Source organism: Micromonospora sp. IBHARD003 (assembly GCF_056106285.1).
Genome location: NZ_JBWBBX010000001.1, coordinates 506,939 through 525,511, shown reverse-complemented (window position 1 = coordinate 525,511; position 18,573 = coordinate 506,939). Strand labels below are relative to the sequence as shown.

18 protein-coding genes are annotated in these 18,573 nt (G+C 71.9%); 16 read left to right on the top strand and 2 right to left on the bottom strand.

Going from position 1 to position 18,573, the window contains the following annotated elements:
* Window positions 1-59 precede the first annotated feature (59 nt).
* Together ACTWOL_RS02160 and ACTWOL_RS02155 are read right to left on the bottom strand one after the other, a co-directional pair.
* Window positions 60-968, bottom strand: a complete 909-nt coding sequence (locus ACTWOL_RS02160; protein ID WP_474293701.1) for a hypothetical protein — start codon at window positions 966-968, stop codon at window positions 60-62.
* On the bottom strand, window positions 965-2,626 hold the full coding sequence (locus ACTWOL_RS02155; protein WP_474293699.1) for a serine/threonine-protein kinase: 1,662 nt from the start codon (window positions 2,624-2,626) through the stop codon (window positions 965-967). The genes ACTWOL_RS02160 and ACTWOL_RS02155 overlap by 4 nt, the downstream gene beginning before the upstream one ends.
* 211 nt (window positions 2,627-2,837) lie before the next feature.
* On the opposite strand from ACTWOL_RS02155, the gene ACTWOL_RS02150 reads away from it, so the two are divergent.
* The 16 genes from ACTWOL_RS02150 to hypE all read left to right on the top strand — a co-directional run bounded on the left by ACTWOL_RS02150 (window position 2,838) and on the right by hypE (window position 18,508).
* Window positions 2,838-3,128, top strand: coding sequence for a hypothetical protein (locus tag ACTWOL_RS02150; RefSeq protein ID WP_474293697.1), 291 nt, complete (start codon window positions 2,838-2,840; stop codon window positions 3,126-3,128).
* Between the two features lie 181 nt (window positions 3,129-3,309).
* The gene (locus ACTWOL_RS02145; protein WP_474293695.1) at window positions 3,310-5,019 is read left to right on the top strand and encodes a hydrogenase maturation protein; all 1,710 of its coding nucleotides are present in this window, start codon (window positions 3,310-3,312) and stop codon (window positions 5,017-5,019) included.
* Window positions 5,020-5,076: 57 nt separating this feature from the next.
* A complete protein-coding gene (locus ACTWOL_RS02140; RefSeq protein WP_474293693.1) occupies window positions 5,077-6,168 on the top strand; it encodes an NADH-quinone oxidoreductase subunit B family protein in 1,092 nt (363 codons plus the stop codon).
* Between the two features lie 68 nt (window positions 6,169-6,236).
* Window positions 6,237-8,012 (top strand): nickel-dependent hydrogenase large subunit, encoded by a 1,776-nt coding sequence (locus ACTWOL_RS02135; RefSeq protein WP_474293691.1) that lies wholly within the window; start codon window positions 6,237-6,239, stop codon window positions 8,010-8,012.
* Complete coding sequence (locus ACTWOL_RS02130) at window positions 8,009-8,581, top strand: hypothetical protein (RefSeq protein WP_474293689.1); 573 nt, start codon at window positions 8,009-8,011, stop codon at window positions 8,579-8,581. The genes ACTWOL_RS02135 and ACTWOL_RS02130 overlap by 4 nt, the downstream gene beginning before the upstream one ends.
* The gene (locus tag ACTWOL_RS02125) at window positions 8,578-9,273 is read left to right on the top strand and encodes a DUF5947 family protein (protein ID WP_474293687.1); all 696 of its coding nucleotides are present in this window, start codon (window positions 8,578-8,580) and stop codon (window positions 9,271-9,273) included. Before ACTWOL_RS02130 ends, ACTWOL_RS02125 begins: the two co-directional genes overlap by 4 nt.
* Complete coding sequence (locus tag ACTWOL_RS02120) at window positions 9,270-10,070, top strand: DUF6084 family protein (RefSeq protein WP_474293686.1); 801 nt, start codon at window positions 9,270-9,272, stop codon at window positions 10,068-10,070. The genes ACTWOL_RS02125 and ACTWOL_RS02120 overlap by 4 nt, the downstream gene beginning before the upstream one ends.
* Window positions 10,067-11,476 carry a hypothetical protein gene (locus tag ACTWOL_RS02115; RefSeq protein WP_474293684.1) on the top strand — a complete coding sequence of 470 codons (1,410 nt, stop codon included), beginning with the start codon at window positions 10,067-10,069 and terminating at the stop codon, window positions 11,474-11,476. Before ACTWOL_RS02120 ends, ACTWOL_RS02115 begins: the two co-directional genes overlap by 4 nt.
* Window positions 11,473-12,000, top strand: a complete 528-nt coding sequence (locus ACTWOL_RS02110) for a hydrogenase maturation protease (protein ID WP_474293682.1) — start codon at window positions 11,473-11,475, stop codon at window positions 11,998-12,000. Before ACTWOL_RS02115 ends, ACTWOL_RS02110 begins: the two co-directional genes overlap by 4 nt.
* Before the next feature lie 16 nt (window positions 12,001-12,016).
* Window positions 12,017-12,133, top strand: a complete 117-nt coding sequence (locus ACTWOL_RS02105) for a DUF6893 family small protein (RefSeq protein ID WP_474293681.1) — start codon at window positions 12,017-12,019, stop codon at window positions 12,131-12,133.
* Between the two features lie 158 nt (window positions 12,134-12,291).
* Window positions 12,292-12,684, top strand: coding sequence for a hydrogenase maturation nickel metallochaperone HypA (gene hypA, locus ACTWOL_RS02100; protein WP_474293679.1), 393 nt, complete (start codon window positions 12,292-12,294; stop codon window positions 12,682-12,684).
* 2 nt (window positions 12,685-12,686) lie between these two features.
* A complete protein-coding gene (hypB, locus tag ACTWOL_RS02095; protein ID WP_474293677.1) occupies window positions 12,687-13,382 on the top strand; it encodes a hydrogenase nickel incorporation protein HypB in 696 nt (231 codons plus the stop codon).
* A complete protein-coding gene (gene hypF, locus ACTWOL_RS02090) occupies window positions 13,379-15,838 on the top strand; it encodes a carbamoyltransferase HypF (RefSeq protein WP_474293675.1) in 2,460 nt (819 codons plus the stop codon). Before hypB ends, hypF begins: the two co-directional genes overlap by 4 nt.
* Window positions 15,839-15,919: 81 nt before the next feature.
* Window positions 15,920-16,252, top strand: a complete 333-nt coding sequence (locus ACTWOL_RS02085) for a HypC/HybG/HupF family hydrogenase formation chaperone (protein ID WP_474293673.1) — start codon at window positions 15,920-15,922, stop codon at window positions 16,250-16,252.
* Window positions 16,249-17,373, top strand: a complete 1,125-nt coding sequence (gene hypD, locus ACTWOL_RS02080) for a hydrogenase formation protein HypD (protein ID WP_474293671.1) — start codon at window positions 16,249-16,251, stop codon at window positions 17,371-17,373. Before ACTWOL_RS02085 ends, hypD begins: the two co-directional genes overlap by 4 nt.
* On the top strand, window positions 17,366-18,508 hold the full coding sequence (hypE, locus tag ACTWOL_RS02075) for a hydrogenase expression/formation protein HypE (RefSeq protein ID WP_474293669.1): 1,143 nt from the start codon (window positions 17,366-17,368) through the stop codon (window positions 18,506-18,508). Before hypD ends, hypE begins: the two co-directional genes overlap by 8 nt.
* Window positions 18,509-18,573 lie beyond the last annotated feature (65 nt).

Genomic DNA, 18,573 nt, shown 5'->3' with positions numbered 1-18,573 from the left:
GCCGGGGGCCGGGAGCCCCGGCTCCCCGCGCACGGGGACCGGGGCTGCGGGCCGGATCGTCAGGGGCAGCGGTAGCCGAAACGGGCCGCCGCGGTACGCCGCTCCGGCGAGATGATCTGCAGTTCGGCGCGGGCGTCGAAGGCGCCCTCGCCATGGAACGTCCACTGCAGTTCCATCCTCGCCCGGCGCTGTCCGCGGGCGACGCGCTCGGTCAGCTCCTCCGACGCCGTCCCGTCGTTGCGCACCCAGCGGTAGGTCACGGTGCCGGGCCGCCCGTTGGTCTCCACCAGCGCGGTGATCTCCGCGGTGCCGTCGCAGCCGGGGCCGCGGTCTGCGGTGTGCACCGACAGGTCCCTCACCGCGACACCGCTCCCGTACCGCTCCCAGCCGAGGTAGCAGAGCACGGCGACCAGGATGACGGCGGCGAGGGTGTAGCGGCGCAGGCCCGCGAACCGGGACTCGGTGCGCTCCGGCGGCGCGAGCGCCACGCCGGGGAGCGTGCCGTGCCAGACGGTGGCGGTGTCGTTCCGCCGTTCCCGTTCGAAACGGGCGTGGTCGTTGGCCGTCACTCCCGGGCCGAAGCGGAGCACCGTGCCCTCGGTCCGGTCGGGGACCGCCATGCGCTCGGTCGGCTCGGGCACGGTGGCGTCGTCCGGCTGGGCGAGGAGGGTGATGTCCTCGGCCCGTTCGGGGACGGTGGCGTCGTCCGGCTGGGTGAGGACGGTGATGTCCACGGGACCTTCCGGGACGGTGGCGTCCATGGCCCGTTCGGGGACGGTGGCGTCGTCCGGCTGGGTGAGGACGGTGATGTCCTCGGCACCCTCAGGGGCGGTGATGTCCTCGGCCCGTTCGAGGAGGGTCTCGTCCTCCTCCGCCGGTCTCTCGACCCAGTGGCTGGCCAGCATCGTGGCGCTGTAGTCGTCGTCCGGCTCCGGGGTCCCGGTGGACGTGTCGCGCGGCTCGCTCATGTGATCACACACCGCCTGATCAGGATCCGCTGCTCGGAACTGCCGTTGCCCGCCGCGGGTGACGTCCCTGCCCGGGCGATCCAGTAGCAGCCGTTGCCGCGGAAGGCGTGGTCGACCGTGAGGGAATACCGGGTGGCTCCTTCCCGGCGGAAGGTGACGGGGCTGCCGTCAGGAGAGCCGGGGGTGCCCTTTCCGTCGCTCGTGGCCCAGTCCACGGTGATGGTCACGGGGCCCGTCCCGTCCGTGACGACGTCCACGGTCGCCTGCGCGGTCACCACCCCCGTCTGCCGCAGCGAGCCGACCGAGACCGAGACGACGCCCGTCGGCGCGGGCTTCGTCGGAGGCGGCGGGTCGGAAGTCACCGGCGGATCCGATGTGACCGGAGGGACGGACACGTCCGGCGGGTCCGAAACGACCGGGGAGTCCGATACGGCAGGCGACGACGGTCCGCCGGACGGCCCCGGGGAGTCCGAGGACGTCGGGTCCGCAGTGCTCGCCGAAGGTGACGGGGAGCCGGAGACCGTGGGGCTCGCCGTCGCCCCGTCCGACGGTGGTGCCCCGGCGGGCGTGGTGCCCGGCACGGCGCTGGTGGTGGCCACCGCCTGCGCCGTCGTACGTCCCGTTCCCTCCTCACCGTCGGCCCGCGCGGCGAGGACCAGGACCAGTCCCAGCACCAGGGCGAGTCCGCCGGCGATGAGCCCCTGTCCTCCGGGCCACAGGTCGCGGAGCCGGCTGGCGGGCTCCTCCAGCGTCGTCGTCGCCACCGCCGCGGTCTGCGCGGGCGGGGCGCCCGCCGACGGGAACAGCAGGGGCAGCAGCGCGGCGAGCGCGGCCAGTTTCCGCTGTCCCCGCTCCTCCCAGTCAGGGCCGTAGGCGCCGACCGCGATCCGCTCCAGCTCCGCCACGAACACCTCGGCGTCCGCGGGCCGCTCCTGCGGAGTCTTCGCCAGCCCGTGCCGGATCAGCGGACGGATCGCTTCCGGCACCTCCTCCTCCGGGATCGGGGCACTGGTGTGCTGCAGCGCCAGCTCGGCGAAGTTCTGCCCCGCGTACGGCTTGCGGCCGGTCACGCACTCGAAGAAGGTCGCCGTCGCCGCATAGACGTCGGCCGCGGGTGAGGCGGGCTCGCCGCTCCACTGCTCGGGCGCCATGTACGCGGGAGTGCCGGCCACACCGGCTGTCGTGCCCCGGCCCGTGGCGATGCCGAAGTCGACCAGCTTGGACGAACCGTCGGCGGCCACGAGGACGTTCGCGGGTTTGTAGTCCCGGTGCACCACACCGGCGCGGTGGGCCGCCGCGAGTCCCAGCAGTGAGCCCTTCAGCACCACCAGCGCGGGCTCCGGATCGGTGCGCCCTTCCCTGGCCAGGAGCGTGCCCAGGGCGACGCCGTCGACCAGCTCCATCACGATGGCCGCACCCTCGGGTGCCTCGACGTACTCGTAGAGCCCTACGACGTGCGGCGAGTCCAGCCCCCCGAGCAGCTGCGCCTCCGAACGGAACTCCCGTACGAAGGTCGTGTCCTGGCGCAGCCGGTCGCCGAGATACTTGACGGCGACCGGGATGCCCGTCGCGTCGTGGACGGCGAGGACCACGCGACCGCTGGCACCTGCACCTAGTTCTCTGGTCTCCGTGTACCCGGGGACCGACCATGCCTTCATCCCGCCCCGCCCCTCGCAGGCCGGGCCCGCGCGGGGTGCTGCGGGCCTCGGAAGCTCTCCACACCATAGACACACGCCCACCACATACAGTTCCCGCCCCCCGGGGGGATCGTCGGCGCCGGTCACTGCCGCTGCGCACCGGTTGCCGCGGTCTTAGGCTGGACTCCGGCCGGACCGGGCCTGGAGGCCGGCCGGACTGCGGAGGTGCGGCATGTCGCGCAACCACCACTTCCACGTCGACCGGGGCAGTCACTCGATCACCGTGAACGTGGGCCCCGGTAGGAACGGTGGCATCGAGCTGCTGGTGGACGGGAAAGTCATCGCGTACCGGCGGGAGCACGGCACGGGAACGACGGTGCTCACGGGCGAGCTCCCCGACACACCTGTCCGCAGCTTCCGGGTGCGGGTGCACCAACCGCATCTGGTGCGGGTCAAACCGGGATGCACGCTCGAGTTCGACGGTGTCGAACTTCCCATGCCGGAGCGGTACACCGCGTTCTGAGTCCCCGAGGGCCGTGGGCTCCCGGCTTCGCGGCGCCGCCGATCGGTCCCGGTGACGGCCGCTTTCGAGTGACCCCCACGGCTTCGTACCGCCGGAGCCGGACCGAGGTGTCGGACGATCGCAGGCGGTCGGCTCCCCGCCGGCCGGGACCAGGAGCCGCCGGAGCCGCTGGAAGGCCGCCATGCACATCCTGCTCGTCGCCAGCGCCTACAACAGCCTCACCCAGCGGGTCCACGCCGAGCTGCGGGACCGTGGCCACGGAGTCGCCTTGGAGACCACCGGCAACGGCGAGGCCGTGTGCGACGCGGTGCGGCGGCACGATCCCGACCTGGTCGTGGCGCCGATGCTGAAGACCGCCCTTCCCCGGGAGGTATGGGCGGTCCGGACCTGCCTGGTCGTGCATCCGGGCCCGGCCGGCGACCGGGGGCCGTCTTCACTCGACTGGGCGATCCGCGAGGGCGCCGTCAGATGGGGTGTCACGGTCCTGCAGGCCGGCGAGGAGATGGACGCGGGCGATATCTGGGCCACGGCGGACTTCGCCGTTCCGCCCGTCGCCAAGAGCGACCTGTACCGGGGCGAGGTCTCCGACGCCGCGCTCACCGCCGTGCTGCTGGCCGTGGAGCGCTTCGCGTCCGGCGGCTACACTCCGCTGCCGCAGACGGCCATGTCGGACGCCGTGCGGACCCGGCCGTACTTCCGCCAGGAGCTGCGCCGGATCTCCTGGGCGGACGACTCCACCGCGACGGTTGTCCGCACCCTGCGCGCCGCCGACTCGCAACCGGGCGTGCTCGACGAGCTGCTCGGTGGCGAATGGTTCCTTCACGGTGGCCACCCCGAGGACGGGCTGCACGGCCGCCCCGGGGAGCTGCTCGCCACCCGTGCCGGAGCCATCTGCCGGGCCACGGCCGACGGAGCGGTGTGGATTCCCGAACTGCGCCCCCGGCGCCGCCCGGGCCGGCCGGCCGTCCTCAAACTGCCCGCGACCCTCGCCCTGGCGGACAGGCTCCCGCGACTGCCGGAACTCCCCCCGCCACTGCGGCCGGACGGGCGAGGGCGGACCTGGAGCGACATCCGCTACCGGGAGGAGGGCCCGGTCGGCTTCCTCTCGTTCTCCTTCCCCGGTGGGGCGATGAGCACGGCCCACTGCCGGCGGCTGCTGGACGCGTACCGCACGGCCTGCTCCCGGCCCACTTCGGTGCTGGTGCTGGGCGGCGGCCGGGACTTCTTCTCCAACGGCATCCACCTCCATGTCATCGAGGCCTCCGACGACCCCGCGGCCGAGTCCTGGGCCAATATCAACGCCATGAACGACCTGGTGGAGGCCGTTCTGACCACGAACGACCGGCTGGTGGTGGCCGCGCTCGGCGGCAACGCAGCGGCCGGCGGGGTCATGCTCGCGCTGGCCGCCGACGAGGTCTGGTGCCGGGCGGGCGCGGTACTCAACCCGCACTACCGGCTGATGGGGCTGTACGGCTCGGAGTACTGGACGTACACACTGCCCCGCAAAGTGGGGGCGGCGACAGCCGAACGCCTCACCCGGAAGGCGGAACCGGTGACCGCCGCCTCCGCGTTGCGGATGGGCCTGGTGGACCAGGTCGTCGACTGTGCCCCGGAGGAATTCGGCACCGAGGTCGCCGCGCGGGCGGCCCGGCTTGCGCCCTTCCCGGCGACGCCGTCGCGGATCGCCGCCAAGAAGGCCGAGAGCGAGCGCCGGGAGGCGACCCGGCCGCTCGCCGTCTACCGGGAACAGGAACTCGCCCGCATGCTGCGGACCTTCCGTGACCCGCACGCCCCGTACCACGCACTGCGCCGGGCGTTCACCCGGAAGGAGCAACCTCCCCGTACTTCTTCGGAACCCCCTGCGGTGGCAGGGGAACCGGCTGCCTGTTAGCAAGGACAAAGGCCTGAAAGCGGGCCTTTGTCGCATACCACTCCGGGAGACGTCCTCATGGATGCAGCAACGCCGACCACGGCCGACGCCGCGGACCCGTCCGGCGCGGCGGTGGGCACGGACGAGAAGCCGATCCACATCCTCTGGATCAACGCGGGACTGAGCTGCGACGGCGACTCGGTCGCCCTGACCGCGGCCATGCAGCCCAGCATCGAGGAGATCGCGCTCGGCGCCCTGCCCGGCCTGCCGAAGATCCAGGTCCACTGGCCGCTGATCGACTTCGAATGCGGGCCCGTGGGGGGCGCGGACACCTTCATCGAGTGGTTCTTCAAGGGGGAACGCGGCGAGATCGATCCGTTCGTGCTCGTGATCGAGGGTTCCGTGCCCAACGAGTCGATCAAACAGGAGGGTTACTGGTGCGGATTCGGTGACAACCCCGAGACCGGCCAGCCCATCACGACCAGCGAGTGGATCGACCGGCTGGCCCCCAAGGCCCTGGCCGTCGTGGCGATCGGCACCTGCGCCACCTACGGCGGTATCCACGCGATGGCCGGCAACCCCACCGGCGCCATGGGTGTGCCCGACTACCTGGGCTGGGACTGGACGTCCAAGGCCGGTATCCCGATCGTGTGCGTCCCCGGCTGCCCGATCCAGCCCGACAACTTCGCGGAGACCCTGACCTATCTGCTCTACCAGGCCGCCGGGTCCGCGCCGATGATCCCGCTGGACGACAAGCTCCGCCCGACCTGGCTGTTCGGCGCCACGGTGCACGAGGGCTGCGACCGCGCCGGCTACTACGAGCAGGGCCAGTTCGCGGACTCGTACGACTCGCCCAAGTGCCTGGTCAAGCTGGGCTGCTGGGGCCCCGTGGTCAAGTGCAACGTGCCCAAGCGCGGCTGGATGAACGGCATCGGCGGCTGCCCCAACGTCGGCGGCATCTGCATCGCCTGCACCATGCCCGGCTTCCCCGACAAGTTCATGCCGTTCATGGACGAGCCGCCCGGAGCGCGTGTCTCCACCACCTCCAGCGGCGCATACGGCGCGGTGATCCGCAGGCTCCGCAACATCACGGCCAGGACCGTGGACAAGGAGCCGAAGTGGCGGCACACCGGAGACAAGATCACGACCGGCTACCGGCCGCCGTGGTGACAGGGCCACAGAGGACACCGACCATCCCACCACCTGCTTGAAGACCGAAGAAGGGCACCGCACAGACGATGGCAACGAAGACGCGAGCCGGCGACGGCCTGGTCGAGATGTCCTGGGATCCGATCACCCGGATCGTGGGCAGTCTCGGCATCCACACCAAGATCGACTTCAAGCAGAAGCGGGTCGCGGAGTGCTACAGCACCTCGTCGGTCTTCCGCGGCTACAGCGTCTTCATGCGGGGCAAGGACCCCCGCGACGCACACTTCATCACCAGCCGTATCTGCGGCATCTGCGGTGACAACCACGCCACGTGCTCGGTCTACACCCAGAACATGGCCTACGGGGTGAAGCCGCCTCACCTCGGTGAATGGGTCATCAACCTCGGCGAGACCGCGGAGTACATGTTCGACCACAACATCTTCCAGGAGAACCTGGTCGGGGTCGACTACTGCGAGAAGATGGTCCGCGAGACCAACCCCGGTGTGATGGACCAGGCCGACCGCACGGAGGCGCCGCACGCCGCCGAGCACGGCTACCGCACCATCGGCGACATCATGCGCTCCCTCAACCCCCTCGAGGGCGAGTTCTACCGCGAAGCCCTCCAGGTGAGCCGTTACACCCGGGAGATGTTCTGCCTGATGGAGGGCCGCCATGTGCACCCCTCCACGCTCTACCCGGGCGGCGTCGGCACGGTCGCGTCCGTCCAGCTCTTCACGGACTACATGACCCGCCTCATGCGCTACGTCGAGTTCATGAAGCGCGTCGTCCCGCTGCACGACGACCTCTTCGACTTCTTCTACGAGGCCATGCCGGGCTACGAGGAGGTCGGCCGCAGGCGTGTGCTGCTCGGCTGCTGGGGAGCGCTCAACGACCCCGAGTACTGCGACTTCACCTACGCCAACATGACCGACTGGGGACGGAAGATGTTCGTCACCCCGGGCGTCGTCGTGGACGGCAAACTGGTCACCAACGACCTCACCCAGATCAACCTCGGCATCCGCATCCTGCTCGGCAGCTCGTACTACGAGGACTGGGAGGGCCAGGAGCAGTTCGTCACCCACGACCCGCTCGGCAACCCGGTCGATCCCCGCCACCCGTGGAACCAGCACACCATCCCCGCCCCGCAGAAGCGGGACTTCGACGACAAGTACAGCTGGGTGATGTCCCCGCGCTGGTTCGACGGCAAGGACCACCTGCCGCTGGACACCGGCGGCGGCCCCATCGCCCGACTGTGGTCCACGGCCCTGTCCGGCCTCGTCGACATCGGCTACGTCAAGGCGACCGGGCACAGCGTCGTCATCAACCTGCCGCGCACGCTCACCAAGCCGGAGACCACCTTCGAGTGGAAGATCCCGCAGTGGAGCAACGCGCTGGAGCGCAACCGCGCCCGCACCTACTTCCAGGCCTACGCGGCGGCCGTCGCCCTGCACTGCGCCGAGAAGGGCCTCGAGGAGGTCCGCGCCGGCCGCACCCAGACCTGGGAGAAGTTCGACGTCCCGGACGAGTCCATCGGAGTCGGCTTCACCGAGGCCGTGCGCGGTGTCCTCTCCCACCACATGGTCATCAGGGACGGCAAGATCGCCAACTACCACCCGTACCCGCCGACCCCGTGGAACGCCAGCACCCGCGACACCTACGGCACTCCCGGGCCCTACGAGGACGCCGTGCAGAACACGCCCATCTTCGAGGAGAACTCCCCGGAGAACTTCAAGGGCATCGACATCATGCGCGCCGTCCGCAGCTTCGACCCCTGTCTGCCGTGCGGAGTCCACATGTACGTGGGCGGCGGCCGGACGGTGAAGTCGCTGCACGTGCCCACCGGACTGAGCGGTCTGGCCGGATGAGCCCGGTCACCGCGCAAGAGGCAGGCCGGCGGGTCGAGGAGATCCTCGACCGGCTGGCCTCCTCCGGCGACGAGCGGGCATGCGCGGCCGTCGAGGAACTCGTACGGGTCCTCATGGACTTCTACGGCGCCGGCATCGCCAGGACCGTCGAACTGCTGGGCCGCCCGGCCGACCGCGCGTCCGGCACCGGACCGCTCACGGAACTGCTCGGCGACGAAGTGGTCGCAGGGCTGCTCGTCCTGCACGACCTGCACCCCGAGGACGTCCCCACCCGGATCGCCCGCGCCCTGCACGGCGTCCGGCACTCCGTCGAATCCGCCGGTTTCGACGAGACCACCGGTGTGCTGAGACTGCGGGTGACCGGCTCGACGGGCTGCGGCTGCCCCAGCACCCAGGAGGTCGCACGGCAGGCCGCCGTCGAGGCCCTGGCCTGCTTCGCGCCCGAAGTGACGGCCGTGGAGCTGGAACGGGCCGCCGCACGCGAACCGGCCCTCCTCCAGATCGGCACGGGCCCGCCCGAAGCCCTGGGTGCCACCCCGGCAGTCCGGTCCTCGGTCACGGCGCGGTGAGCCCGTCCTCTCCAGGTCCGGGGCCCCTGCGGTGGCCCGCCCCGGACCACGGACAGACGCCCACCGGACCCGCACCGAGGGGGCTGCGCCGCTTCGTCACACCGCGCGCCCCGCGCGAGGAGGAGTGCGAGCTGTGCGGCACGCCCCTGAACGACCAGCGTCACCGGCACCTCGTCGACACCGAGAAGAGGGCGCTGGCCTGTGCCTGCACACCGTGTGCCCAACTGCTCGCCCGCCCAGGCTCGTCGAACGGCCGCTTCCGTGCCGTGCCCGGACGCTTCCTGAGCGACCCGCGGCACCGGATCGACGACACCGCCTGGGAACTGCTGCGGATCCCGGTCGGCGTCGCCTTCTTCTTCCGCAACGCCGCACTGGACCGGCTCGTCGCTCTCTACCCGAGCCCCGCCGGTGCGACCGAGAGCGAACTGGAACCCGCGTCCTGGCAGACGGCCCTCGCCGGCACCCGGCTCGCCGCCCTGCTCGAAGCCGACGTCGAGGCGCTGCTCCTGCGCCGCTCCGAGGGCCGCACCGAGTGCTTCCTCGTACCGATCGACATCTGCTACGAGCTGGTGGGGCGGATGCGGCTGCGCTGGCAGGGCTTCGACGGCGGGGCGGAGGCCAGGGCCGATCTCGACGCCCTCTTCGCCCACGTACGGCGGCAGGCCAAGGCCCTGCAGGGGAGCCGTCCATGACCCAGCCGACCCACTCGACCCAGCCGACCCACTCGACCCCGCCGGCTCACCCGACCTCACCGGCTCGCCCGGCCCAGTCGTCCCAGCCGACCCCACCGACGGAGTTCACCTTCAGCTGCACCGGCGTACGCGCCGACGCCTACGCCGCGGGCCCGACCCTCGTCTTCCGGCTGCGCATCACGGCCACTCCCGGGACCCGGGTGCACGCCATGGCCCTGCGCTGCCAGATGCGCATCGAGCCCGCCCGGCGCGGATACGACACCGAGGAGGCGAGCGGGCTCACCGATCTGTTCGGCGAGCGCTCACGCTGGGGGAGCACCCTCCACCCGGTGCAGTTCGCCCAGGTCCCCGTGACGGTTCAGGGCTTCACCGGGGAGACGGAAGCCGACCTGGTGGTTCCCTGCACCTACGACATGGACATCGCCGCGAGCCGCTACTTCCGGGCCTTGTCCCAGGGAGACGTGCCGCTGCTCATGCTGTTCTCCGGCACCGCCTTCACCGGCGCCGGCGGATTCCACGTCGAACCGGTGCCCTGGGACCGGGAGGCCACCTACCGGATGCCGGTGAAGACCTGGCGCGAGATGATCGAACAGCACTTCCCCGGCTGCGGCTGGATCAAGCTGTCCCGCGACAGCATGGACGCCCTGCTCGCCTACCGCTCACGGCGGGCGCTGCCGTCCTGGGAGGCGACCGTGCGGTCGCTCCTCGACGAGGCCCACGAGGCCGGGGGTGCGGCCGGCGCCGACGGTACCGGCGGCCGGGAGCACGGCCGGGCAGGCGAGAGGACCGCACCATGACGACCGCCACGTTCCCGCCGGCGACCGAAGCCAGGCTCGCCACCGCACGGCAGGTGGCCGACGCCGTCCTCTTCGAGGGCTACGTGCTCTACCCGTACCGGGCATCGGCGGCCAAGAACCGGCTGCGGTGGCAGTTCGGCGTGCTCGTGCCGCCCGAGTGGAGTGCCGCCTGCGAGGAACACGAATTCCAGCACACCGAATGCCTCATGGAGCCGAAGCCCGGCGCCGTCCTCGCGGTCGAGGTGCGCTTCCTGCACACACAGCGGCGCACCGTGCAGCAGTCCCGTACCGGCGGGGGATGGGAGGCCGTACGCGAGTTGCACCTCGACGACCGGGTCCTTGTTCCCTGGGACGAGGGCGTGGAGGAGCGCGTCGAACTGACGGTGCCCGTGTCCGAGTTGGCCGGTGACGGTGTGTCCTTCCCCTTCACCCGGCCCGCGCGCGAGGACACGGAGCCGGTACGGGACGGCGCCGGACGCACCCTGGGACGGCTCGTGCGCCGCCGCGAGGAGATCAGCGGCGTCGTGCGGCTCTCCACCGCCGAACTCGCCGGCCCCTACCGGGCGTTGCGGCTCACCGCCGTGGTCGAGAACACCAGCCCCTGGATGCCGCAGCCCGGCGGCGACCGCGACGCGGCACTGCCGTACTCACTGGTCGCCAGCCATCTGCTGCTGTGCCTCGACGCGGGCGCGTTCCTCTCGATGACCGACCCGCCCGAGTGGGCTCGCGGCGCGGTGGCGGCCTGCCGCAATCTGCACACCTGGCCGGTGCTCGCGGGCGACACCGGGCACAGGGATCTGGTGCTCTCGTCACCGATCATCCTCGAGGACCATCCGGCCATCGCACCGGAGAGCCCGGGGGCTCTGTACGACGCCACCGAGATCGACGAGATCCTCGCCCTTCGCACCGCCGCCCTCACCGACGACGAGAAGCGCGAGGCCCGCGGCACGGACGAACGGGCAGCGGCCGTCATCGACCTGGCCGACACCATGCCCCCCGAAGTGCTGGAGCGCCTCCACGGAGCGGTGCGCAGCCTGCGCGAGGTCACCGGCGGGGCGTCCGGCGGTGTTTCCCCCGACGACCCGGTGGCCAGACCCGACACACCGTGGTGGGACCCGGGCGGCGATACGCGGGTCGACCCCGAGCACGACCACGTGCTGGTCGGCGGGCGGGCGGTGAGCGCGGGCAGCCGGGTGGTGCTGCGCCCGGGCCTGCGCCACACCGACGCCCAGGACCTCTTCGTGCAGGGCCGCACCGCGCAGGTCGAAGCCGTACTGCACGACGTGGACGGCGGTGTGCACCTGGCGGTCACCGTCGAGGGCGACCCCGGCGCCGACATCCGCCGCGAGCAGGGCCGCTTCCTGTACTTCCAGCCCGACGAGGTCGAACCCCTGGAGGATGCGTGAACGCCCCCGCGCAGCACGGCGCCAGGACCCTCGTCGCGGGGGTCGGCAACATCTTCCTCGGCGACGACGGCTTCGGCGTGGAGACCGTGCGCCTGCTGACGGAGCATCCGCTGCCCGCTCATGTCGAGGTGGCCGACATCGGAATCCGCGGCGTCCACCTCGCGTACCGCCTGCTCGACGGCTACGACACTCTCGTCCTCGTCGACGCCACCGCACGCGGCGGTGAGCCGGGCACGCTCTATCTGATCGAGCCGGGCGCGCCCGGCGGCCTCGCGGCCCCCGCCGCCGGCAGCCTCGACGGCCACGGGATGTCACCCGACGCCGTACTCGCGCTGCTCGACACACTCTGCGCCGGTACGGACGGCACCCCGCCGCGGCACATCGTCGTCGTGGGCTGCGAACCCGCATGTCTCGAAGAGGGCATCGGGCTCAGCCCACAGGTGGCCGCCGCCGTGCCGGAGGCGGTGCGGATGGTCATGGATCTGGTCCGGCCCAAGGCCCTGACCCCCGGTTCGGGGCCCTGACACGAGGAGAACACCAGTGAGCAGGAACAGGAAGAAGACCATCATCGGCGGCGCCGCCGCGGCCTCCGCGTTGGCCGCCCTCGCCTCGATCCTCCCCGACCTCAGGCGCTATCTGCGGATCCGCCACATGTGACGGCCCGTCCGGCGGTGGCCCGCCCCCGGTCCGCCGTCCGGTGTGCTGCACCGAACGGCGGACGCAACCGGGTGGCGGCGGCGCGCCGATCCGCCGGGCGCCGGGAGCCGGTCCTCTAATGAGCCGGACGAGGTTTGCCCGGCCCAGGACGGAGACCGATGCACGAGATGTCTCTCGCACTGGCCGTCGTCGACCAGGTGGAAGAGGCTGCGCGCTCCGGTGGCGCCACCGCCGTCAGGACCGTACGCCTCCAGGTCGGCGAACTGGCCGGAGTGGTCCCCGACGCCCTCGGCTTCTGCTTCGAACTGGCCTGCGCCGGCACCCTCCTGGAGGGGGCCGAGCTGATCACCGAGTCCGCCCCCGGCCGGGCCCGCTGCGCGCGGTGCGCGGACGAGTGGGCGGTCGGTATGCCGCCGCAGCTGTGCTGCCCTCTCTGCGGTCAGGCGGCCTCCGAGCTGACCTCGGGCCGTGAGCTGCGCATCACCGGTGTGGAGTGGGCCGGCGAACCGGCGCAGGGCCGCATCCGCGAACCGATCCCCGAGGAGAGCTGATCATGTGCCGTGTCGTTGATCTGCAGCAGGCGGTGCTCGCCAAGAACGATGCGACGGCGCAGACGCTGCGCGCCGGTCTGGCCGCTCAGGGCACCACTGTGGTGAACGTGCTGTCCAGCCCCGGCAGCGGCAAGACCGCTCTGCTGGAGGCCGAGCTGCTGCTGGCCCAGGAGCGCGGCGTACGGGTCGCGGCGCTCACGGCCGACCTCGCGACCGAGAGGGACGCCGAGCGGCTCGCCCGGTCGGGTGCCCCCGTGAAGCAGGTGCTGACCGATGGGCTGTGCCATCTGGAGGCGGGGATGCTCGCCGGGCATCTGCACGGCTGGCTCCCCGAGCACACCCGGCTGCTCTTCGTGGAGAACGTCGGCAATCTGGTCTGCCCCGCCTCCTACGACCTCGGGGAGTCGCTGCGGGTGGTGCTGGCCTCGGTGACCGAGGGCGAGGACAAACCGCTGAAGTACCCCACGGCCTTCGGGCTCGCCCACCTCGTGATCGTCACCAAGACCGATATCGCGGACGCCGTCGGATTCGACGAGGCGGCCTTCCGCTCCCATGTGCAGCAGGTCAACCCGGGTGTGAACGTACTCCTCACCTCCGCGCGGACGGGGCAGGGCACCGGCGCCCTGCTCGACCGGGCGCTGGCGGCGGCGGAGGGAAGCCCGGTCCACGCCCCGGTCCTGGCACAGGCGCGTCCATGAGCTCCCCGCCGCCCGGAACGGCACTCACGGCATCGGTGCAACGCCGGCGGGTCACCGTCCGCGGCGTGGTGCAGGGCGTGGGGTTCCGGCCGTACGTCTACACCCTCGCCACCCGACTCGAGTTGGCCGGACATGTGACCAACACCGGGGACGGGGTCGTCGCCGAAGTCGAGGGCGAGCCCGTCGCCGTCGCGCGGTTCTGCACCCGCATCGCCGTGGACGCCCCGCCGCTCGCGCTGGTGGAGTCCGTACACGACGAGGAGGTCCCGGCGACCGGCGGCAGCGGGTTCGCCATCGTCCCCTCGCACACCGAAGGACCCGTACGGACATTGGTCTCCCCGGACACCGCCACCTGCGACGACTGCCTGGCCGAACTCGCCGACCCGGCCGACCGCCGCCACCGGCACCCCTTCATCAACTGCACCCACTGCGGCCCGCGCTTCACCATCGTCACCGGCCTGCCCTACGACCGCGCACACACCACCATGGCCGACTTCCCCCTGTGCGCCGACTGCGCGCGCGAGTACACCGATCCCCACGACCGCCGGTTCCACGCGCAGCCGGTCGCCTGCCCCGCCTGCGGGCCGCGGCTGCGGCTGGTCGTGGCACCCGCGGCCCCGGGTATGCGGCCCGAACTGGTGGAGGCCGTCGACCCCGCCGACCGCAGTCTGTACGGGCCGGTCGCCGCCGATCCGGTGGTCCACGCCCGCAGGCTGCTGTCGGAGGGCGCGGTGGTAGCCGTCAAGGGACTCGGCGGCTATCACCTCGCCTGCGATGCGACCAACTCCGCCGCGGTCGCTCTGCTGCGCCGGCGCAAGGCGCGCGGCGACAAGCCGTTCGCACTGATGGCCCGGGATCCCGCCGCGGTCGAGCACCTCGTCCACATGGGGGCGGCGGAACGGGAGTTGCTCACCGGCACCGTCCATCCGATCGTCCTGATGCGGCGGCGCCGGCAGCCCCTGCCCCGGTCCGGCGCTCCCCGCATCGCGGACGGCGTCGCGCCCGGCAGCCCCGACCTTGGTGTGATGCTGCCCTACACGCCGCTGCACCATCTGCTCCTCGGTCTGGGCGCGAACGGCGCCCAGGGCCCGGACAAACAGCAGGCCGGACCCGAGCTGCTGGTCATGACCAGCGGGAACTTCGGCGGGGAGCCGATCGTCACCGACGACACGGAGGCACTCGACCGGCTGGCCCACCTCGCCGACGCGTGGCTGCTCCACAACCGTCCGATCCATGTCCCCTGCGACGACTCCGTGGTGCGCGTCTGCGACGGCGAACCCCTGACGGTGCGCCGCTCACGCGGCTACGCCCCGCTTCCGGTGACGCTCCCGGTCCCCGTGGTGCCCGCACTCGCCGTGGGCGGCGACCTCAAGAACACCTTCTGTCTCGGCCGCGGCAGCAAGGCCTGGCTCTCGGCGCACATCGGCGACATGGACGACCTCGCCACCCAGCACGCCTTCGCCTGTGCCGAGGAGCAGCTGGAGCGGATCACCGGAGTGCGCCCCGGGATGCTGGCCGCCGACGCACATCCCGGCTACCGCTCGGGCCAGTGGGCCCGGCGCCATGCCGGGGACCGGCCCCTCGTACACGTCCAGCACCACCACGCCCATATCGCGTCCGCGATGGCCGAGCACGGCCTGGACGGTCAGGGACAGGTGATCGGTGTCGCCTTCGACGGCACCGGCTACGGGGACGACGGCGCCGTGTGGGGAGGGGAGTTCCTGCTCGCGGACTACAGCGGCTTCACGCGCTACGCCCATCTCGCCTACGTACCGCTGCCCGGCGGCGACGCCGCCGTCCAGCGGCCCTATCGCATGGCACTGGCCCATCTGTGGGCGGCGGGCATCGGATGGGCCTCCGACCTGCCCTGCGTAAGGGCCTGCCCCGACCGCGAACTCGCCCTGCTGGAACGACAACTGGAACGCGGCCTCAACTGCGTACCCACCTCCAGCATGGGTCGGCTGTTCGACGCCGTGTCCTCCCTCACGGGCGTGTGCCACCGCGCCGGCTACGAGGCACAGGCCGCCGTCGAACTCGAGGCGGCCGCGGTCAGTGCTCCCTTGGAGCACGCCGGCGGCTATGACTTCACCCTGCACGCGCCGGAGCCGGGCGGCCCGTCCCCGCTGGCCGCCGACCCCGCCCCCGTGCTCGCCGCCGTGGCCCGGGACGTCAGGGAGGGCACCCCGGCCGCGTCCGTCGCGGCCCGGTTCCACACGGCCGTCGCCCGGCTCGTCCGTACGGTCTGTGCGTCGGCACGCGAGCAGCACGGCCTGACCACGGTGGCGCTGTCCGGCGGGGTCTTCGCCAACGCGCTGCTGTCGTCGGCCTGTGCCCGTGGACTGCGGGACGACGGCTTCACCGTGCTGCGCCATCACCGGATCCCCCCGAACGACGGAGGGCTGGCGCTCGGCCAGCTCGTCGTGGCCGCCCGCACCGCGACCGGGGCCGCCGGGTGACGGGCCGGCGACAGCGAGGACCGGGGGCCCGTCCGCCGAAGGCAGGGGGAGAACCGAGCCCCGAACCAAGAGGAGACACGCATGTGCTTGGCGGTACCCGGCCGAGTGCTGGGCATCGAGGACCGGGACGGAACCCGTATGGCGACCGTCGACTTCGGCGGCGTGGTGAAGGAGGTGTGCCTGGAGTACCTGCCGGACCTGCAGGTCGGTGAATACGCCATCGTCCACGTGGGGTTCGCCCTGCAGCGGCTGGACGAGGAGTCGGCCCGTCAGACCCTGGAACTGTTCGAGAAGCTCGGGATGCTGCAGGAGGAGTTCGGCGACCCGTGGGAACTGGCGGCCGCCGACGGGGCGCACGGCACCGGTCCGGCTGCCCCGCACACCGGTGGCGTACCGGAGGAGGGACAGCGGTGAAGTACATCGACGAGTTCCAGGACCCCGCACTCGCCGGGCGGCTGCTCGACGAGATCCGGGCCACCGTCACCCGGCCCTGGGCGCTGATGGAGGTCTGCGGCGGTCAGACCCACACGATCATCCGGCACGGCATCGACCAACTCCTCCCCGACGAGGTGGAGTTGATCCACGGCCCCGGCTGCCCCGTGTGCGTGACCCCGCTGGAGGTGATCGACAAGGCGCTGGAGATCGCCTCCCGGCCCGGGGTGATCTTCTGTTCCTTCGGCGACATGCTCAGGGTCCCGGGCACGGGCCGTGATCTGTTCCAGGTGCGCGGCGAGGGCGGGGACGTACGTGTCGTCTACTCGCCGCTCGACGCCCTGCGGGTCGCCCAGCAGAACCCGGACCGCGAGGTCGTCTTCTTCGGGATCGGCTTCGAGACCACCGCTCCGCCCAACGCCATGACGGTGTACCAGGCGCGCAGACTCGGTATCCCCAACTTCAGCCTGCTCGTGTCCCATGTCCGGGTCCCGCCCGCGATCGAGGCGATCATGCGGTCCCCGAAGTGCCGGGTGCAGGCCTTCCTCGCCGCCGGCCATGTGTGCAGCGTGATGGGAGTCGGCGAGTACCCCGGACTCGCCGAGCGCCACCGGGTCCCGATCGTCGTGACCGGCTTCGAACCGCTGGACATCCTGGAAGGGGTACGGCGCACCGTCCTGCAGCTGGAGCGGGGCGAGCACACCGTGGTCAACGCCTACCCGCGAGCCGTCAGGCCCGAGGGGAACCCCGCGGCGCGGGCGATGCTCGACGACGTCTTCGAGGTCACCGACCGTGCCTGGCGCGGTATCGGGGTGATCCCCGACAGTGGCTGGCGGCTCTCCCCGCGCTACCGCGACTACGACGCCGAGTACCGCTTCTCGGTGTCGGGCATCGACACCCGCGAACCGGCCGCGTGCCGCAGCGGCGAGGTCCTGCAGGGGCTGCTGAAGCCCCATCAGTGCGAGGCCTTCGGCACCGTCTGCACGCCGCGCACCCCGCTCGGCGCCACCATGGTCTCCAGCGAGGGAGCATGCGCCGCCTACTACCTCTACCGGCGGCTCGATCTGCCGGCCCCGTCACTGGAAGGCAGCCCCGTTGTCTGAGAGCACCCGTGCCCCGCACCGCACCGATTCCACGGCCGCCGCGGCGGAACAGTGCGGGGTCACCGTCGCGTCCGGGGCCCCGGACGTACTGGCGTGGACGTGTCCGCTGCCCGTACGTGACCAGCCGCGTGTGGTCATGGGCCACGGCGGTGGTGGCGCGATGTCCGCTGAGCTGGTCCGGGACATCTTCGCGCCCGCGTTCGGCGGACCGGCGCTGGCCGGCCTCGGGGACTCCGCTGCGCTCGAACTCGGCGGTGCGCGGCTGGCGTTCTCCACCGATTCGTTCGTGGTCCGGCCGCTGTTCTTCCCCGGCGGCAGTATCGGCGACCTCGCGGTCAACGGCACGGTGAACGACCTCGCCATGAGCGGCGCGAAGGCCGCCTATCTGTCGTGCGGGTTCATCCTCGAAGAGGGAGTCGAGATCGCCGTCGTGGCGCGGGTGGCGGAGGCGCTCGGCGCGGCGGCCAGAACGGCCGGGGTGGAGGTCGCCACCGGCGACACCAAGGTCGTGGAGGCCGGCCACGGGGACGGCGTGTTCATCAACACCTCCGGCATCGGACTCATCCCGCAGGGCGTCGACCTGCGTCCGCAGCGTGTCGTCCCCGGTGACGTGGTGATCGTCAGCGGGCACGTCGGCGTCCACGGGGTGGCCATCATGAGCGTGCGCGAGGGCCTGGAGTTCGGCGTCGGGATCCAGAGCGACTGCGCCGCGCTCGGGGGCCTGGTCGAGGCGATGCTCGCGGCCACCGAGGACCCGTCCGCCCTGCATGTGCTGCGGGACCCGACGCGTGGCGGGCTGGCCGCCGCCCTCAACGAGATCGCGGTGGCCTCCGGCACGGGTGTGGTCGTCAGGGAGCGTGCCGTTCCGGTCCCGGAGGCGGTCGCCAGCGCCTGTGCCGTACTGGGCCTGGATCCGATGTACGTCGCGAACGAGGGCAAGCTCGTCGCCTTCGTCCGCCCCGAGGTCGCCGACGCCGTATTCGCGGCCATGCGGGCGCACCCTCTCGGCACGGACGCCGCCGTGATCGGCGAGGTGGTCGACGCCCACCACGGGATGGTGGTGGCACGCACCGGGCTCGGCGGTACGAGGGTCGTCGACCTTCCGCTCGGAGAGCAGCTGCCGCGTATCTGCTGAAGCCCGGCGGGTTTGCCGGGAGGACGGGACGGACCGGCCCGTGACGACCGCTTCGGTGCCCTCCC

Excerpts from the sequence above, each read along its gene's own strand:
- ACTWOL_RS02085 (WP_474293673.1), top strand. The coding sequence starts at position 15,920 with ATGTGCTTGGCGGTACCCGGCCGAGTGCTGGGCATCGAGGACCGGGAC.
- ACTWOL_RS02135 (WP_474293691.1), top strand. The coding sequence starts at position 6,237 with ATGGCAACGAAGACGCGAGCCGGCGACGGCCTGGTCGAGATGTCCTGG.
- ACTWOL_RS02130 (WP_474293689.1), top strand. The coding sequence starts at position 8,009 with ATGAGCCCGGTCACCGCGCAAGAGGCAGGCCGGCGGGTCGAGGAGATC.
- ACTWOL_RS02150 (WP_474293697.1), top strand. The coding sequence starts at position 2,838 with ATGTCGCGCAACCACCACTTCCACGTCGACCGGGGCAGTCACTCGATC.
- hypF (WP_474293675.1), top strand. The coding sequence starts at position 13,379 with ATGAGCTCCCCGCCGCCCGGAACGGCACTCACGGCATCGGTGCAACGC.
- ACTWOL_RS02140 (WP_474293693.1), top strand. The coding sequence starts at position 5,077 with ATGGATGCAGCAACGCCGACCACGGCCGACGCCGCGGACCCGTCCGGC.
- ACTWOL_RS02145 (WP_474293695.1), top strand. The coding sequence starts at position 3,310 with ATGCACATCCTGCTCGTCGCCAGCGCCTACAACAGCCTCACCCAGCGG.
- hypB (WP_474293677.1), top strand. The coding sequence starts at position 12,687 with ATGTGCCGTGTCGTTGATCTGCAGCAGGCGGTGCTCGCCAAGAACGAT.
- ACTWOL_RS02115 (WP_474293684.1), top strand. The coding sequence starts at position 10,067 with ATGACGACCGCCACGTTCCCGCCGGCGACCGAAGCCAGGCTCGCCACC.
- hypA (WP_474293679.1), top strand. The coding sequence starts at position 12,292 with ATGCACGAGATGTCTCTCGCACTGGCCGTCGTCGACCAGGTGGAAGAG.
- ACTWOL_RS02120 (WP_474293686.1), top strand. The coding sequence starts at position 9,270 with ATGACCCAGCCGACCCACTCGACCCAGCCGACCCACTCGACCCCGCCG.
- ACTWOL_RS02160 (WP_474293701.1), bottom strand. The coding sequence starts at position 968 with ATGAGCGAGCCGCGCGACACGTCCACCGGGACCCCGGAGCCGGACGAC.
- ACTWOL_RS02155 (WP_474293699.1), bottom strand. The coding sequence starts at position 2,626 with ATGAAGGCATGGTCGGTCCCCGGGTACACGGAGACCAGAGAACTAGGT.